This window comes from Halobacteriovorax vibrionivorans, assembly GCF_003346865.1.
Classification (GTDB): domain Bacteria; phylum Bdellovibrionota; class Bacteriovoracia; order Bacteriovoracales; family Bacteriovoracaceae; genus Halobacteriovorax_A; species Halobacteriovorax_A vibrionivorans.
Window position 1 is genome coordinate 811,149 of the sequence record NZ_QDKL01000001.1, and the last position, 17,067, is coordinate 828,215.

13 protein-coding genes and 1 tRNA gene are annotated in these 17,067 nt (G+C 39.0%); all 14 read right to left on the bottom strand.

Annotated features, from left to right (window positions below):
* Positions 1 to 21: 21 nt before the first annotated feature.
* Positions 22 to 330: a 30S ribosomal protein S10 gene (gene rpsJ / locus DAY19_RS03940; RefSeq protein ID WP_114705877.1), complete on the bottom strand. Its 309-nt coding sequence runs from the start codon at positions 328 to 330 to the stop codon at positions 22 to 24.
* A 166-nt stretch (positions 331 to 496) separates the two neighbouring features.
* Positions 497 to 1,687, bottom strand: coding sequence for an elongation factor Tu (gene tuf / locus DAY19_RS03945; protein WP_114705878.1), 1,191 nt, complete (start codon positions 1,685 to 1,687; stop codon positions 497 to 499).
* 40 nt (positions 1,688 to 1,727) lie between these two features.
* The gene (fusA, locus tag DAY19_RS03950) at positions 1,728 to 3,803 is read right to left on the bottom strand and encodes an elongation factor G (RefSeq protein WP_114705879.1); all 2,076 of its coding nucleotides are present in this window, start codon (positions 3,801 to 3,803) and stop codon (positions 1,728 to 1,730) included.
* 148 nt (positions 3,804 to 3,951) lie between these two features.
* A complete protein-coding gene (rpsG, locus tag DAY19_RS03955; RefSeq protein ID WP_114705880.1) occupies positions 3,952 to 4,422 on the bottom strand; it encodes a 30S ribosomal protein S7 in 471 nt (156 codons plus the stop codon).
* 87 nt (positions 4,423 to 4,509) lie between these two features.
* A complete protein-coding gene (gene rpsL / locus DAY19_RS03960; RefSeq protein WP_114705881.1) occupies positions 4,510 to 4,884 on the bottom strand; it encodes a 30S ribosomal protein S12 in 375 nt (124 codons plus the stop codon).
* A 105-nt stretch (positions 4,885 to 4,989) separates the two neighbouring features.
* Positions 4,990 to 9,108: a DNA-directed RNA polymerase subunit beta' gene (gene rpoC, locus DAY19_RS03965; protein WP_114705882.1), complete on the bottom strand. Its 4,119-nt coding sequence runs from the start codon at positions 9,106 to 9,108 to the stop codon at positions 4,990 to 4,992.
* A 45-nt stretch (positions 9,109 to 9,153) separates the two neighbouring features.
* Positions 9,154 to 13,281, bottom strand: coding sequence for a DNA-directed RNA polymerase subunit beta (gene rpoB, locus DAY19_RS03970; protein ID WP_114705883.1), 4,128 nt, complete (start codon positions 13,279 to 13,281; stop codon positions 9,154 to 9,156).
* 168 nt (positions 13,282 to 13,449) lie between these two features.
* Positions 13,450 to 13,818, bottom strand: a complete 369-nt coding sequence (rplL, locus tag DAY19_RS03975; RefSeq protein ID WP_114705884.1) for a 50S ribosomal protein L7/L12 — start codon at positions 13,816 to 13,818, stop codon at positions 13,450 to 13,452.
* Positions 13,819 to 13,872: 54 nt separating this feature from the next.
* A complete protein-coding gene (gene rplJ, locus DAY19_RS03980) occupies positions 13,873 to 14,403 on the bottom strand; it encodes a 50S ribosomal protein L10 (protein ID WP_114705885.1) in 531 nt (176 codons plus the stop codon).
* Positions 14,404 to 14,498: 95 nt separating this feature from the next.
* The gene (gene rplA / locus DAY19_RS03985) at positions 14,499 to 15,206 is read right to left on the bottom strand and encodes a 50S ribosomal protein L1 (protein WP_114705886.1); all 708 of its coding nucleotides are present in this window, start codon (positions 15,204 to 15,206) and stop codon (positions 14,499 to 14,501) included.
* A 10-nt stretch (positions 15,207 to 15,216) separates the two neighbouring features.
* Positions 15,217 to 15,642 (bottom strand): 50S ribosomal protein L11, encoded by a 426-nt coding sequence (gene rplK / locus DAY19_RS03990; protein ID WP_114705887.1) that lies wholly within the window; start codon positions 15,640 to 15,642, stop codon positions 15,217 to 15,219.
* Positions 15,643 to 15,679: 37 nt separating this feature from the next.
* Positions 15,680 to 16,309 carry a transcription termination/antitermination protein NusG gene (nusG, locus tag DAY19_RS03995; protein ID WP_114705888.1) on the bottom strand — a complete coding sequence of 210 codons (630 nt, stop codon included), beginning with the start codon at positions 16,307 to 16,309 and terminating at the stop codon, positions 15,680 to 15,682.
* 32 nt (positions 16,310 to 16,341) lie between these two features.
* Positions 16,342 to 16,728, bottom strand: a complete 387-nt coding sequence (gene secE / locus DAY19_RS04000; RefSeq protein WP_114705889.1) for a preprotein translocase subunit SecE — start codon at positions 16,726 to 16,728, stop codon at positions 16,342 to 16,344.
* Between the two features lie 132 nt (positions 16,729 to 16,860).
* Positions 16,861 to 16,937, bottom strand: a tRNA-Trp gene (locus tag DAY19_RS04005).
* Positions 16,938 to 17,067: the final 130 nt, after the last annotated feature.

Below are 17,067 nucleotides of genomic sequence, written 5' to 3' on the forward strand. Positions count from 1 at the left end.
ATAAAATTTTTTTAGTTTATACTAGTACTTGATTTCAACGTCAACACCAGCTGATAGATCTAATTTCATTAGGCTATCAACAGTCTGTTGAGTTGGATCAACAATATCAATTAGTCTCTTGTGTGTTCTCATTTCAAATTGCTCACGAGATTTTTTATCTTTGTGAGGTGATCTAAGAACAGTAAATTTATTAATTTCTGTTGGTAATGGGATTGGTCCCGCTACTCTAGCGCCTGTTTCTTTAGCTGTTTGAACGATCTCATCTACAGAGCTATCAAGAAGCTTGTGATCATATGCGCGCAATTTAATTCTTAACTTAGAAGCTTTCATACACATCCTATTAATCAATTTTAAAAGTTGAATTTGACTTTTATATGTTTTTTGGGCCTATTGTCAAATTATTTTTACGCTAGGCCATATATTTTTTACGCATCAACCAATTTTTCTCATAAAAAAAGGGTGGCCCTTAAGACCACCCTCTTTATATACAATAAAATTAGTCTAGAATTTCAGATACTGTACCAGCACCAATTGTTCTACCACCTTCACGGATCGCGAACTTAAGACCTTTTTCCATCGCAATTGGAGTAATTAAATCTACTGCGAATGAAGTATTGTCTCCTGGCATTACCATCTCAACTCCGTCTGCAAGTGTAATATCACCTGTTACGTCTGTTGTTCTGAAGTAAAATTGTGGTCTATAACCTTTGAAGATTGGAGTGTGACGTCCACCTTCATCTTTTGAAAGGATATATACTTCACAGTTGAACTTCGCGTGTGGAGTTACTGATCCTGGCTTAACTAGACACTGACCACGTAGTACTTCTTCACGCTTTACACCACGTAGAAGTAGACCAACGTTATCACCTGCACGACCTTCGTCAAGAAGCTTTCTGAACATCTCAACACCTGTTACAGTTGTCTTAGTTGTTTCTTTAATACCAACGATTTCGATTTCTTCGTTTACCTTGATAATCCCTCTTTCAACACGTCCTGTACAAACTGTACCACGTCCTGAGATTGAGAATACATCTTCTACTGGCATTAGGAAGTCTAGATCTGTTGCTCTAGCTGGAGTTGGGATATACTCATCAACTTGTGCCATAAGCTCTAGTACTTTATCTTTACCAATTGCATCGTCTCTCATTTCAAGAGCTGCTAGTGCCGAACCAGCTACGATAGGAATATCGTCACCTGGGAAGTCGTAAGAAGATAGAAGCTCTCTTACTTCCATTTCTACTAGCTCAAGTAGTTCTTCATCATCTACTTGGTCTACTTTATTTAAGAATACTACGATCGCTGGTACACCTACCTGACGTGCAAGAAGGATGTGCTCTCTTGTTTGTGGCATTGGCCCATCAGCCGCTGAACAAACTAAGATTGCTCCGTCCATTTGTGCTGCACCTGTAATCATGTTCTTTACATAGTCAGCGTGACCTGGACAGTCTACGTGTGCGTAGTGTCTTGTTGCTGTTTCATACTCAATGTGTGAAGTATTGATTGTAATACCTCTAGCTTTTTCTTCTGGTGCCGAATCGATTTCGTCGAATTTTCTTACGTCACCACCAAGTGCGTTCGCTAGTGTAATTGAAATTGCCGCTGTAAGAGTTGTCTTACCGTGGTCAACGTGCCCGATCGTACCAATGTTTACGTGGGGCTTACTTCTGTCAAAAGATTCTTTTGCCATTTTTTACTCCTGCTTTTTGTTAAAAAAAATCTAAAGTGTTTTAGATGTATATTCCTCGTTTTTCAAGTATTTCTTTCGCCATTTTCATAGGAATTTCCTCATAACGATCAAAGTTCATCGTAAAGTTGGCCCTTCCCTGTGATTTCGAGCGTATATCTGTTGAGTAACCAAACATTTCAGATAAAGGAACTTCAGCATCAATCACTTCTTTATCTTGCTTTGCACTCATGGCGTGAATTTTTCCACGCTTTGTATTTATATCTGAAATAATATCCCCAGTGTAATCAGTTGGAGTTACTACTTCTAGGCTCATTTTAGGCTCAAGTAAAGATAATCCAGCATTACGACATGCTTCTCTAAATGCGTTTGAAGCTGCAATAGCATATGCAACTTCAGAGCCTTCTTCTTCATTAAAGTTTGCTGCGACTAATTTAGCCTTAATATTTATAAATGGATACCCAGCAAGTGCTCCCCCCATTGAAGTATCTTTGATACTTTTCTCAATAGCATTTAAGAAGTCTTGTGGTAGATCACGCTTAGTTAGAGCTGTTTCAAATTGAACACCAGACTGATGATCCGTTGGCTCAACCTCAACAACAGCATGGCCATACACCATCTTTCCACCTTGCTCGCGGTTAAATGTATCTTCGGCCTTAGCCGTACCTGTAATACTCTCTCTATAAGAAACCTGAGGATCTCCTACTCGTATACCAACTTTAAATTCACGCTCAAGACGATCACAAATAATCTCTAAGTGAAGCTCGCCCATACCAAAAATTAGAAGCTGACCAGTTTCTTTATTATGTTGATAAGTAAACGAAGGATCTTCTAGCTTTAGCTGACTTAAAGAAGTCATTAACTTCTTTTCATCATTTGTCGTTTTAGGCTCAATGGCAACTGAAATTACAGACTCTGGAAATTCCATAAGGTCGAAAATAATTGTACGGTTTTCCGCACAAAGAGTTTCACCTGTTACAGTTTCTTTTAATCCAGAAATTGCAATAATATCACCAGCTTTTGCTTCTTGGAGTTCAGTTCTCTTAGCAGCATGCATTTGAAGAATTTTATTAACTCTTTCACGCTTACCTTTATGAGGATTATATACCTGTGCTCCAGCCTTAAGAGAACCTGAATAAATTCTGAAGAATGTTAAAGAACCAACAAATGGATCCGTTGCAATCTTAAACGCAATCCCTGAAAATGCATCTTCAGTATCTGGTCTTCTTACCTCTTCCTTATCATGATTCTTTCCATTCACACCCTTTACTTCACCACGATCAATTGGTGAAGGTAGGTAGTCGCGAACTGCATCGAGAAGTGGTTGGACACCCTTGTTTTTAAAAGCAGAACCACAAAGAACTGCAACAAATTCGTGATTAATAACTGCTTCACGAATAGACTTTGAAATTCTTTCTGCAGATATAGACTCACCCGACAGATAATCCTCTGCTAATTGGTCATCAAAGTCTGCCAAAGTTTCAATTAATTCCTCATGGGCCATTTGTGCATCATCTTGCATATCTTGTGGAATTTCTTCAACAACAACAGTTGAGCCCAGGTCTTCATCTTTAAAAAGAATGGCCTTCATATTTACAAGGTCAATAACACCTTTAAAAGTATCTTCTGCACCAATTGGCAATTGAATTGCTGCTGCAGTTTTACCAAGCTTTGTTCTAATCTCTCCAAGACACATTTCAAAGTCAGCACCAACACGGTCCATCTTGTTAACAAATGCAATTCTTGGAACGCTATACTTATCAGCCTGGCCCCATACAGTCTCTGACTGTGGCTCTACACCGGCCACAGCATCAAATACACCAATTGCCCCATCAAGAACTCTAAGAGCTCTCTCAACCTCAATTGTGAAGTCTACGTGACCTGGAGTATCGATAATATTAATATTTGTTTTCTTCCACATACAAGTCGTAGCAGCGGAAGTAATTGTGATACCACGCTCTTGCTCCTGAACCATCCAGTCCATAGTCGCAGCACCATCATGCACTTCTCCAATCTTATGACTCTTACCCGTATAATAAAGAATACGCTCAGTAGTTGTCGTCTTTCCGGCATCAATATGCGCCATAATACCGATATTTCGAATATTTTCTAAACTCATAATAAGTCCTTAAAAATTTAATAAAATGCAGACATATAATTAACACAAACAAGGCAGTTTAGGTAGGAATAAAAAAGGGCCTCAATAGAGGCCCTTTATAGTTTATTATGAAATTTGCTTAATTTTATCTTGTTAGATTAATAACAGATTACCACTTAAGGTGAGCAAATGCTTTGTTAGCTTCTGCCATCTTGTAAGTGTCTTCACGCTTCTTAACAGCTCCACCTCTACCTTGAGAAGCGTCGATGATTTCGTCTGATAGTTTTTCAACCATAGTTCTACCACCACGAGCTCTTGCGTAATCTCTTAGCCATCTAAGTGCTAAAGATTGTCTTCTGTTATTTCTAACTTCAACTGGAATTTGGTAAGTTGCACCACCGATACGACGAGACTTTACCTCTACCGCTGGCTTAATGTTAGAAAGTGCTTTTTTGAATACTTTTAAAGGCTCTTCACCAGTCTTTGACTCAACTCTTTGAAGTGCTCCATAAAAGATTTTTTCAGCAACTGACTTTTTCCCATCTTTCATAATTGCGTTTACACATTTTGCAACAACAACGTCTTGAAAAATTGGATCAGGTAGTACTTCTCTAGTCTGTGCTCTATTTTTTCTACTCATATTATTTCTCCTTCACCGGAAACAGATTTAACTGATCGATTACTCACCTCAGGCCATTACGCAATCGGTGTCAATTAGTTAACTAAATTACTTTTTAGGCTTTTTACAACCGTACTTAGATCTTCTCTGACCTCTTTTATCAACACCTTGGCAGTCTAATGTACCTCTAATAGTGTGATAACGAACCCCTGGAAGGTCTTTTACTCTACCACCACGAATCATAACGATCGAGTGTTCTTGTAGATTGTGTCCTTCACCACCAATGTATGAAGTAACTTCAAATCCACTTGTTAGTTTTACCCTACAAACCTTTCTCATCGCTGAGTTTGGTTTCTTAGGAGTAGTTGTATATACTCTTGTACATACACCGCGTCTTTGTGGACACGCTTTTAAGGCAGGTGATTTAGTTTTTTCAAACTTATCAGTTCTACCTTTTCTAATTAATTGGTTAATCGTAGGCATTTCCGCTCCTTAACTACAACAAATTTCAAAGATAAAATTAGGCTTTAGCCCATAATAAACTATAGAGGGATGGTGTAACACACCACCCCTCATATAAGCAAGTTTTTATAACATTAATGTAGAAGTTTCTTCAACTGAAGACTCTTCTTCAACAAATGCTTCATAATCACGGTACTTAGAGATACCAGAACCTGCTGGAATCAGGCGGCCCATAAGTACGTTTTCTTTAAGACCGCGAAGCATATCTTTCTTACCTTCAAGTGAAGCTTGAGTAAGAATCTTCGTTGTCTCTTGGAATGAAGCAGCTGATAAGAATGAATCAGTTGAAAGAGCTGCCTTAGTAATACCAAGTAGAACTGGTCTAGCTTGAGCTGGCTCATATCCATCAGCAACTAGTTCTTCGTTCGTAGTTAGTAATTCTGCTTTAGTTACAGAGTCACCAACAACAAATGTAGAGTCACCTGGATCAGTTACTTCAACTTTCTTAAGCATTTGAGAAACAATTACCTCGATGTGCTTATCATCAATATCAACACCCTGTAGGCGGTAAACAGCTTGAATTTCATCAACGATGTAACCAGCAAGTTCCTTAATACCTAAAACTCTTAGGATATCATGTGGGTTAGCTGGACCATCCATAATAGCTTCACCAGAACGGATGTAGTCACCTTCGTTAACTGTTACGTAACGACCCTTAGGGATTGTGTAAACAACTGGATCTGAACCATCTTCAGGTCTAATTAGAACTCTTCTAGAACCTCTAACCTCTGCACCAAACTCAATAGTACCTGTAACATCGGCAATTTGAGATGCATTAGTTGGCTTTCTAGCTTCGAAAAGTTCTGCAACTCTTGGAAGACCCCCTGTAATATCTTTTGTTTTCGTTGTTTCACGAGAAACTTTAGATAATACACCACCAATTTCAACTTCATCACCTTCAGTTACAGTAAGAGTTGCTCCTACTTGAAGACGGTATGTTGCTTGACGGTTTGTTCCAGGAACAATTACTGGGTTTCCATCAGCATCAAGAATGGAAATTCTTGGCTGTAGAGAAGGATCCTTAGTTTCCATTACAGTTCTTTGAGTTAGACCAGTTACTGCATCTGTTTGCTCTGCAATAGTTGCACCAACAACTAGGTCTTCAAATTTAACTGTACCAGCTACTTCTGTTAGAAGTGGAATCGCAAACGGGTCCCATTCAATCAGAGTATCCCCTACGTTTACTTCGTCACCTTCTTTGAAGTGTAACTTAGCACCGTAAGTTGCTGGATATTTTTCTTTTTCAACTCCACGTGCATCTTTGATGATTAGCTCACCAGTCTTATTCATAATAAGAAGACCGTTTTGAGTTTCAGCAGTGATAACGTTGTTAAATACAACCTTACCAGACGTACGAACTGTTGTTTTATTTACTTGTGCACCAGCAGTTGCAGTACCACCAACGTGGAAAGTACGCATTGTAAGCTGTGTACCAGGTTCACCAATTGATTGAGCGGCAATAACACCAACTGCTTCACCAACTGAAACCATTGTACCGCGAGCAAGGTCACGACCAAAACATGCAGCACAGAACCCATGTCTTTCGTTACAAGTCAGAACTGATCTAACTTTGATTTGGTCAACTTCATTTGCTTCTAGCATTTCAAGGTCTTTTTCAGTTAGTAAGTGACCTGATTGAAGAACTTCATTACCTTCAGCTGAGATAACTGGAGCTGCTGTTACACGGCCCATAGCTCTAGATGCTACGTGCTCAACAACTTCACCAGACTCAATACGTGAAGTAAGAGTAATTCCGTCAGTCGTACCACAGTCTTCATTTCTGATAATACCATCTTGAGCTACGTCAACTAGACGTCTCGTTAGGTAACCAGAGTTTGCTGTCTTTAGGGCAGTATCGGCTAGACCTTTACGTGCACCGTGTGTAGACGTGAAGTACTGAAGTGCCGATAAACCTTCACGGAAGTTTGAAGTAATTGGCGTTTCAATAATTTCACCTGATGGTTTGGCCATTAGACCCCTCATGGCAGCAAGCTGTCTCATCTGCTGAGCAGAACCCCTTGCACCTGAGTTTGCCATCATATATAGAGCGTTGAATGAAGGAGCGTATACTGGCTCTTCACCTTCTTTCTCAGATGTAAATTCATCAGTTGAAATTTTCTCAAGCATAACCTTAACAAGCTTTTCTGTTGTTTGTGACCAAACATCAACGACTTTGTTATATCTCTCACCGTTAGTGATTGAACCTTCGTTATACTCTTCAGTAATTGCGCTAACTTCATCGTGAGCTTCTTGTAGGATACCTTCTTTTTCAGATGGGATTTCCATATCAACAACGTTAATCGAAATACCTGCTTTCGTAGCGTTGCTGTAACCAAGCTGCATAAGACCATCAGCAAGAAGAACAGTATCTTTTTCAGATCCTCTTCTGTAAGCAAGGTCTAGAAGTTTAACTAGCTCTTTCTTCCCTAGGATAATGTTTACATCAGCAAAGTTTAAGCATGATGGAACAATATCGAATACGAAAGTACGACCAACAGTTGTTTCGTGAACAACACCATCGATACGAACTTTAATAGGTGCTTGAAGGTGTAGGTTACCTGAGTGGTAAGCAAACTGAGCTTCTTCTTTAGAAGAGAAAGTTTTCCCGTACCCACGAGCATATGGTCTCTCACGAGTCATGTAGTAAAGACCAAGAACGATATCCTGAGATGGAGTAATAATTGGAGAACCATCTTTTGGAGAAAGAATATTATTTGTCGACATTGCAAGAACACGACACTCAATTTGAGCTTCAAGTGATAGAGGAACGTGAACGGCCATCTGGTCACCATCGAAGTCGGCGTTGAATGCTGTACATACAAGAGGGTGAAGACGAATCGCTTTCCCTTCAATAAGTACTGGTTCGAAACCTTGGATACCAAGTCTGTGAAGAGTTGGTGCACGGTTAAGAAGTACTGGGTGTTCTTGTACAACTTCTTCAAGGATATTCCATACTTCTTCTTTTTGTTGCTCAACCATACGCTTAGCAACTTTAATCGTAGTACAGTGTCCTTTATCAATTAGTTTGTTGTAGATAAATGGCTTGAAAAGCTCAAGTGCCATAAGTTTAGGTAGACCACACTGGTGAAGTCTTAAACTTGGACCAACAACAATTACAGAACGTCCTGAGTAGTCAACACGCTTTCCAAGAAGGTTTTGACGGAAACGTCCTTGCTTACCTTTTAACATATCAGAAAGAGATCTTAGTGGACGCTTGTTAGCACCAGTAAATACTTTACCACGACGACCATTATCAAAAAGAGCATCTACTGCTTCTTGAAGCATTCTCTTTTCGTTTCTAATGATGATTTCAGGAGCATTAAGTTCTTTAAGTCTTCTTAGACGGTTGTTTCTGTTGATAACACGTCTGTATAGATCGTTAAGATCTGAAGTTGCAAAACGTCCAGCTTCTAGAGGAACTAGAGGTCTTAAGTCTGGTGGAAGAATTGGAACTACATCCATCATGAACCACTCAGGCTTGTTTTCAGACTTCATAAGAGATTCAACAACTCTTAATCTCTTAACAAACTTTGTTCTTGCCATTTCTGTTGTAGCATTAGCAAGACCACGTCTTAAGTTTTTGTTTTCTAAATCGATATCAAGCTTAGAAAGTAGTTCTTGAACAATCTCTCCACCCATACCAGCTTCAAAGTCAATTCCTTGATCTTTAAGTTCCCAGTATTGTTGTTCAGAGATAACACGACCTACATCTAGACCACCTTCAACACCATCAGTTGCCGAAGCAGTTACAATATAAGCTTCATAGTAAAGAACCTTTTCAAGTTCTTTAAGAGAAAGATTAAGTAGAGCGGCCATTCTTGAAGGAAGTGAACGTAGGAACCAAATGTGAGCAACAGGAGTTGCTAATTCGATATGTCCACATCTCTCACGACGTACTTTAGAAAGTGTAACTTCAACACCACACTTCTCACATACTACACCTCTGTGCTTCATTCTCTTGTACTTACCACAGATACATTCGTAATCTTTTACTGGTCCGAAGATCTTTGCACAGAATAAACCATCTCTTTCAGGCTTATATGTTCTATAGTTAATAGTTTCTGGTTTTTTTACTTCACCAAATGACCACTCTCTGATTGTATCAGGAGAAGCAAGCTTGATAGATACACCCTCAACGCTTACTGGATCTTTTGGCTTATCAAAAAAGTTTAAAAGGTCTTTCATTTTTTATGCCCTCTTAATATATGGCAGGACTAAGCCTGCCATAAATTAACGAATAGATTCTTCAATTCTGTCTTCTTCAAGTTTAACGTCTAGACAAAGTGCTTGTAGCTCTCTGATTAGAACGTTGAACGATTCAGGAAGACCTGGTTCAAGTACTTGCTCACCTTTAACGATTGACTCATACATTCTAGTTCTACCGATAACATCATCAGATTTAACAGTTAAGAACTCTTGTAGTGTATAAGCAGCACCGTATGCTTCTAGTGCCCAAACTTCCATTTCCCCAAGTCTCTGACCACCAAACTGAGCCTTACCACCAAGTGGTTGCTGAGTTACAAGTGAGTAAGGACCTGTTGAACGTGCGTGAAGTTTTTCGTCTACAAGGTGGTGTAGTTTAAGCATATACATAACACCAACAGTAACGTCCTCAGCAAATGCATCACCAGTTTTACCATCAAACAGTGTAGTTTTACCGTGTGGTTCTAGGTCTGCAAGCTCAAGCATTTCTCTGATATCTGCTTCTGAAGCACCATCAAATACTTTAGTTGAGAAACGAACACCGCTAGTAAGCTTCTTAGCAAGTGCCATAACAACATCGTCTGAAGCTGACTTAAGCCACGCTTCAACCTCTGGAGTCTTATAGATTTTGTAAATGAAATCCTTGATCTCATGAACTTTCTGCTGCTCTTCAAGCATTACCTTGATTTTTTCACCAAGACCACGTCCGGCCCATCCAAGGTGAAGCTCAAGAAGCTGTCCGATATTCATACGAGAAGGTACCCCTAGTGGGTTAAGTACGATCTCAACAGGTGTTCCATCAGCAAGATATGGCATATCTTCACGAGGTACAACGTTTGAGATAACACCTTTGTTACCGTGACGACCGGCCATTTTATCACCTGGCTGAAGCTTACGCTTAATTGCAACGTAAACAGTAATCTTTTTGATTACACCTGGAGGAAGCTCATCACCTCTATGAAGTTTAGCAATTTCATCAGTAGTCTTAGCTCTAACTCTATTGATCTTGTTTCTAACATCTGCGAAATACTCAGATAGTTTTTCTTCAAGTTCAGCTTGTAGAGGTAAGTAACCAATTAGCTCAAATGGAATTGAAGCAAGTACTTCACCTGTGATCTCAGTTCCCTTAGAAAGAAGTTCTGCTGAACCATCTTCAGAAACAAGAACGTCAGTGATTTTTGCACCTTTAAGCATATCTGCAATTTTTAGAATTGCTGAAGTTTGAATTGCTTTAATTTCAATTCTTTCATCTCTTCTAAGAAGAGTTGTTTCTTGCTCAATGATATCCTTAGATCTTGCACAAAGCTCAACACCTTCACGAGTGTAAACTCTAGCATCAATTACTGTACCGTAAACAGATGAAGGAACTCTTAGTGATGTATCTTTAACGTCACCAGCTTTGTCACCGAAGATTGCTTTAAGAAGTTTTTCTTCAGGAGAAAGTTGAGTTTCACCCTTAGGAGTAATCTTACCTACAAGAATGTCACCTGGCTTAATGATTGCACCAACTCTAACGATCCCTGCTTCATCAAGGTCTTTTAGAGACTCTTCTGAAACGTTTGGAATATCGCGAGTGATTTCTTCTTTACCAAGTTTTGTATCACGAGCTTCAACTTCGAATGCTTCGATATGAACAGAAGTAAATACATCTTTTGCAAGAAGATCTTCTGAAATCAGGATCGAATCCTCGTAGTTGTAACCACCCCATGGCATGAATGCAACAAGAGGGTTTTGCCCAAGTGCTAGGTCACCATTGTCAGTACCTGGTCCGTCAGCTAGAACGTCACCTTTCTTAACAATGTCACCTTCAGTAACAAGAGCTTTTTGGTTATTACAAGTGTTCTGGTTAGTTCTTTGATATTTAACTAGTTTATAAATATCAACGCCAGATTCACCATCTTTAAAACTATCTCTTTGAATAACGATTCTATTTGAATCAACAAAGATTACTCGACCATTGTCTTCAGCAACAAGAACAGCACCAGAGTCTCTAGCGACAATTCTTTCTGTTCCTGTACCAACGATTGGAGCTTCAGTCTTAACAACAGGCACTGCCTGTCTCATCATGTTCGATCCCATTAGGGCACGGTTGGCATCATCGTGCTCAAGGAAAGGAATTAATGATGTTGCAACTGAAATCATCTGAGTTGGAGAAACGTCCATTAAGTTAACTTCTGCAGCGTCAACAAGCGTGAATTCACCTGAATCACGTGCAGCAACGTGCTCACCAACTAGCTTTCCATCTTTGATGTTATTTGCATCGATCTGAGCGATAACTTTACCTTCTTCTTGGAAGGCAGTGAAATACTCAACATCACCAATCTTTTGGTCTTCACCAATAGTTAGGTATGGAGTTTCAATGAAACCGTATTCAGAAACTTTTGCAAATGTTGCAAGAGAAGTAATTAGACCAATGTTTGGTCCTTCAGGAGTCTCAACCGGACACATTCTTCCGTAGTGAGTTACGTGAACGTCACGAACTTCGAAAGATGCTCTTTCTCTCGTTAGACCACCTGGCCCAAGAGCTGAAAGACGACGCTTGTGAGTTACTTCTGAAAGTGGGTTCGTTTGATCCATGAACTGAGAAAGTTGTGATGAACCAAAGAATTCCTTAACGGCAGCAGCAACTGGCTTTTGGTTAACAAGGTCATATGGCATCATTGTATCAATTTCTTGAATTGCCATTCTCTCTTTAACCGCTCTTTCCATACGAACTAGACCAACTCTAAATTGGTTTTCAAGTAGTTCACCTACAGGTCTAACACGTCTGTTACCTAAGTGGTCGATATCATCTACACGTCCCTTACCATTGTTAAGCTCAACAAGGTACTGGATTGTAGTGTTAATATCTTCTTTTGTTAAAACTGTATTCTCAACAGGAACATCAGTTTTAAACTTATAATTAATTTTCATACGACCAACGCGTGATAGGTCATATCTTTCTTCATTAAAGAAAAGACTTTCAAATAGAGCTTCTGCAGCTTCAACCGCTGGTGGCTCACCTGGTCTTAGTCTTTCAAAGATCTTAAGAAGAGCATCTTCTTTAGTATCTGTCTTATCTAGTAGAAGTGTGTTTCTGATTTGATCTCCAAAGTTGATCATATCAATATAAAGACACTCAACTTCTTTAACACCAGCTGCTGTTAATTCTTGAATCTTAGCTTCTGAAAGAGCTTCGTTTGCAAGACAAATAACTTCACCTGTTTCTTCGTTAAAGATATCTTTAGCAACAACTTTACCAACTACTTCTTCTAAAGTTGCAGGAATTTCGTTTACTCCAGCTTCAGTAAGTCTTCTTACAGATGCTTTTGAGAACTTCTTCCCTTTTCTAACAATAGCTTTGCCAGTTTTTGGATCAAGTACATCGTTTGTTGCACGAGTACCAGTCATAAGAGATAAGTCTAAAGTTCTAGTGAACTCACCATTCTTATCAAACTTAATCGTTTCCATGTTGTAGAACATATCAAGGATTTCTTCAGTACTATAACCAAGAGCCTTAAGAACTACTGTTGCATGTAATTTTCTTTTTCTATCAATTCTAGCGAATAGGATATTCTTGTGATCGAATTCGAAGTCTAGCCAAGAACCTCTGTGAGGAATGATTCTAGCTGAGTAAAGAAGCTTACCACTTGAGTGCTTCTTACCACCATCGTGTTCGAATACGATACCAGGAGATCTGTGAAGCTGAGAAACAATAACCCTCTCAGTTCCGTTATATACAAAAGAACCAGTTTCGGCCATTAGAGGAATATTACCTAAGTAAACTTCCTGCTCTTTGATCGAAGATACAGTTCTCTGTTCGTTACCATCTTTGTCGACTGCTACATCATAGAATACTAGACGAACAACTACCTTAAGTGGGGCTTCATAAGAAAGTCCTCTTTGGCGACACTCTTTTACAGTGTACTTTGGCTCTTCAAGTGAGTAGCTAACAAACTCTAATGATACAGTTTTGTTAAAGTCATGGATTGGAAATACAGAATGAAAAACAGACTGCAGTCCCATTTCTTCTCTTTGAGAAGGAGGTACGTCCTTTTGAAGAAAGTCATCATAGGACTTCTTTTGTAGAAGCATGAGTGGAGGCGTCTCTAGCACCGATGGTGTAGAGGCAAAGTTTCTGCGAAACCACTCGTTTGGTCTAAAAACCTCAGTCATTATGGTTCTCCCGGGTTTTAATTGTTTAAACGTGCACGTTGTATATGTTTTTTTAGTTACTTAATAACTTTTTTTTTTGGTTTAATCAAACGCAAAAAAGGTGTGAAGATCGCTAAATCTCCACACCTGAATTTTTTAAATTTTTATGCGATGAGCAATGGGCTTAAATTACTTAAGCTCAACCTTTGCACCAGCAGCTTCAAGTTTTTTCTTGATTTCTTCTGCTTCTTCTTTAGTAGCGCCTTCTTTAACAGTCTTAGGAGCACCTTCAACCATTTCTTTTGCTTCCTTAAGACCAAGACCAGTGATACCTCTAACTTCTTTAATAACGTTGATTTTCTTAGCACCTGCTTCAGCAAGTACAACGTCAAATTCAGTTTTTTCTTCTGCAGCACCTGCAGCACCTGCAGCACCAGCAACAGCTACTGGAGCAGCTGATACACCAAATTTTTCTTCAAGTTCTTTTACAAGTTCAGAAACTTCAAGAACAGTCATGCTAGAGATTTTTTCAATTAATTGTTCATTTGTAATAGACATATTTAACTCCTAAATTTTTAAAATAATTTCAACTATTAACTATTAACTTTTAAATTATTCTGCAGATTCTTCAGCTGCAGCTGGAGCAGCTTCACCGCCTGCTTCTTTTTGCTCTTTAATTGCATTAAGAACTCTAGCAAATGCTGAGATCGGTGCATTAAATGTTGCAAGAAGAGTACCAAGCATCTCATCACGAGATGGTAGGTCTGCAATTGCGTTTACTTCTGCTGGTGTTAGTGCTTTACCATCTAGTAAACCACCTCTAAGTTCTACTAATTCAAACTCTTTCCCACATTCCTTAAGTGCTTTTGCAACACCTGGAGCGTCTCCAAATGCGAAAGCAACTGCTTGTGTACCTTTAAGACCTGAAAGAAGTTCTTCCGCGTCTGTTCCGGCTGCAGCCTTTGAGAAAAGTGAGTTACGAGTAACAACTAGCGTTCCATCCGCATCGCGAACAGACTTTCTTAGAGCGTTGGCATCATTCGACGGTAGTCCAATAACGTTTGTTAGAAAGATAGCGTTTGCATCAGTGATCTTTTTATTAAGACCCTCGATGATAACGTCTTTCTCTGCTCTAGTTAACATCGTTTACCTCCTAAACTACTGGAGGGAGATTTCATGCAGGCTTTATGTGGCGTTAAACTTAATCAGCGGCCACACCGACAATCATCAACCCCTTATTATTTACTAGCTACTGCTGTAGCTTCTAGTGTGTCAATTCTAAGACCTGGTCCCATTGTCGTACTGATAGTCAGTGACTTAAGGTAAGTACCTTTTGCAGATGCAGGCTTAGCTTTAATAATTGCTGATACCATTGTATCAACGTTCTTTCTTAGGTCTTCAGTTGAGAATGAAGACTTACCAACTGGAACGTGGATGATACCATTCTTTTCAGTTCTGTATTCAACCTTACCAGCTTTTTGCTCTTTAACAGCATTTTCGATGTTTGGAGTAACAGTTCCTAATTTTGGGTTAGGCATAAGACCTCTTGGCCCTAGGATTCTTGCTACACGACCAAGCTTACCCATCATATCTGGTGATGCGATAACTCTATCGAAGTCTAGCCAACCACCAGCGATCTTAGCAACTAGGTCATCCCCACCTACATGATCAGCACCTGCTGCTTCAGCTTTAGCAACATTATCACCAGAAGTGATAACACATACCTTAACTGATTTACCTGTACCTGCTGGAAGAGCTAGTGCACCTCTAATCATTTGATCTGCGTGTCTTGGATCAACACCAAGTCTAAATGCTAGATCAACTGTTTCATCAAAGTTAGCAAACTTGATTTCTTTAGCTAGTGCGATAGCTTCGTCGATTGTATAAGTTTTTGTTGTATCCACTTTTGAAAGTGCTTCTGTATATTTTTTTGATTTCTTAGCCATTGTACACCTCTTAGTAGTCCAGTTTAATACCAGCTGAACGACATGAACCTTCGATGATTCTTTCAGCAGCTTCTTGAGTAGCAGCTGTTAGATCTGGTCTTTTCGCTTCAACGATTTCTTCAATAACGTTTTTAGATACTGTCGTTACAACTTCTGTACCTGGCTTCTGTGCACCTCTTTTAAGCTTAAGCTTAGTCTTAAGAAGGTATGAAGCTGGTGGTGTCTTTGTTACAAATGTAAAAGAACGGTCAGAGTAAACTGTAATGATTGTTGGAAGCATTACACCTGCGTCTTTTTGAGTCTTTGCATTAAAAGCCTTACAGAATTCCATGATATTAACACCTTTTTGACCTAGTGCCGGCCCAACTGGTGGTGATGGGTTTGCTTTCCCACCTGGAATCTGTAGCTTAATGAAACCTGTGATTTTCTTAGCCATAAAATTCTCCTGCGAACTTGCGTTCTACCAACGATTATTAATTCTTTTCAACCTGAGAAGCGTCTAATTCTACTGGTGTTGGTCGACCAAAGATAGAAACGTTCACTTTCAGTTTTCCGTTTTCGTTTACTGATTCAATAGTTCCAATGAATGAAGCAAATGGTCCTTCAATAACCTTAACTTCTTCACCTTCAGAAAAGTCCACAGTTGTGCGTGACTTTTTGAAGCCTTCATTAGATTTACCTGTCATATATGCTGCCTCTTCATCTGATAAAGGGGCTGGTTTGTCAACTGTACCACCGACAAAACCTGTAATTTTATCTGTATCTTTAACTAGGTGCCATGTGTTCTCATTCATAACCATTTGAATTAACACATAACCTGGAAAGAGCTTCTTAGTGATCGTTCTCTTTCTTCCACCTGCATGAGTTGTAACTTTTTCTTCAGGTACAACAATCTCACCAAAAGAATCTGTTAGCTTGTAGTTAACGATTCTTTCACGAAGAGTCTTTTGAACCTTGTTTTCTTGTCCTGTAAGAGCTTTTGCAATATACCAACGAAAGTTAGGGTTAACTGCTTCAGCCTGTTCAGTTGTTTCTTCAGAAGCCTCTGGCGCTGCAGTTACTTCTTCGTTAAGTTCTTTTTCTGATTCGTTATTATCAACCATGCTTTATCTCACTTTTAATTTTTTAAGTTAGGCTACAGAATTAAACTTAGTAATTGTCTGAATGAGTAATCAATCAGAACAAAGATACCGCTAACAATACTTAAAGCGATTACTAGTCCAACAGTTGTCTTTAAAACATCATCCTTATTAGGCCAAACTACCTTAACTAGTTCGCCATAAACATCTTCAAGTAATGTCGATGCAGACTTGTTTTTTACGATTGACATAAAAACAATTAAACCTACAACAATTCCAACGACTTGTACCGTGATTGGAAAGTTAGGAACCTTTGCTTCTAGATCAAACCATTCTCCTAATTGCTCGAAGAATCTAATCGTAATAAATCCACAAATTGCACTTACAGCAGCAACGAAAGCGTTAATCCACTTTTTGCTGTCTTCACTCTTAATGAGAGACATTTCAAATCCTTTTTTACCTAAATTAAACGTACAAGTACCAGATTATATCCCTTAATTAACATGCTTTGGCAAGTCTAAACAATAAAATGGGATAATTTTCCAAGTATTAACAAATAATATTTAAAAGAAAAGTGGCGGGCGCATAAGGATTCGAACCTTAAACCTACTGATTTGGAATCAGCCGCTCTACCAATTGGAGCTATACACCCGTAGTGATATTGGATTGATAAGTTACCCAAAAAGGCCTTCCTCGTCAATCTCTTATTCTTAGAAAAAAATCAAAATTTAAAAACTTACATGCATATTATAGGATGCAATCCCTACTCAATAAAAAAGGGG

Coding starts and splice junctions, on each gene's coding strand:
- tuf (WP_114705878.1), bottom strand. CDS start 1,687: ATGGCAAAAGAATCTTTTGACAGAAGTAAGCCCCACGTAAACATTGGT.
- rplK (WP_114705887.1), bottom strand. CDS start 15,642: ATGGCTAAGAAAATCACAGGTTTCATTAAGCTACAGATTCCAGGTGGG.
- fusA (WP_114705879.1), bottom strand. CDS start 3,803: ATGAGTTTAGAAAATATTCGAAATATCGGTATTATGGCGCATATTGAT.
- rplL (WP_114705884.1), bottom strand. CDS start 13,818: ATGTCTATTACAAATGAACAATTAATTGAAAAAATCTCTAGCATGACT.
- rpsJ (WP_114705877.1), bottom strand. CDS start 330: ATGAAAGCTTCTAAGTTAAGAATTAAATTGCGCGCATATGATCACAAG.
- rplJ (WP_114705885.1), bottom strand. CDS start 14,403: ATGTTAACTAGAGCAGAGAAAGACGTTATCATCGAGGGTCTTAATAAA.
- rpoB (WP_114705883.1), bottom strand. CDS start 13,281: ATGACTGAGGTTTTTAGACCAAACGAGTGGTTTCGCAGAAACTTTGCC.
- nusG (WP_114705888.1), bottom strand. CDS start 16,309: ATGGTTGATAATAACGAATCAGAAAAAGAACTTAACGAAGAAGTAACT.
- rplA (WP_114705886.1), bottom strand. CDS start 15,206: ATGGCTAAGAAATCAAAAAAATATACAGAAGCACTTTCAAAAGTGGAT.
- secE (WP_114705889.1), bottom strand. CDS start 16,728: ATGTCTCTCATTAAGAGTGAAGACAGCAAAAAGTGGATTAACGCTTTC.
- rpsG (WP_114705880.1), bottom strand. CDS start 4,422: ATGAGTAGAAAAAATAGAGCACAGACTAGAGAAGTACTACCTGATCCA.
- rpoC (WP_114705882.1), bottom strand. CDS start 9,108: ATGAAAGACCTTTTAAACTTTTTTGATAAGCCAAAAGATCCAGTAAGC.
- rpsL (WP_114705881.1), bottom strand. CDS start 4,884: ATGCCTACGATTAACCAATTAATTAGAAAAGGTAGAACTGATAAGTTT.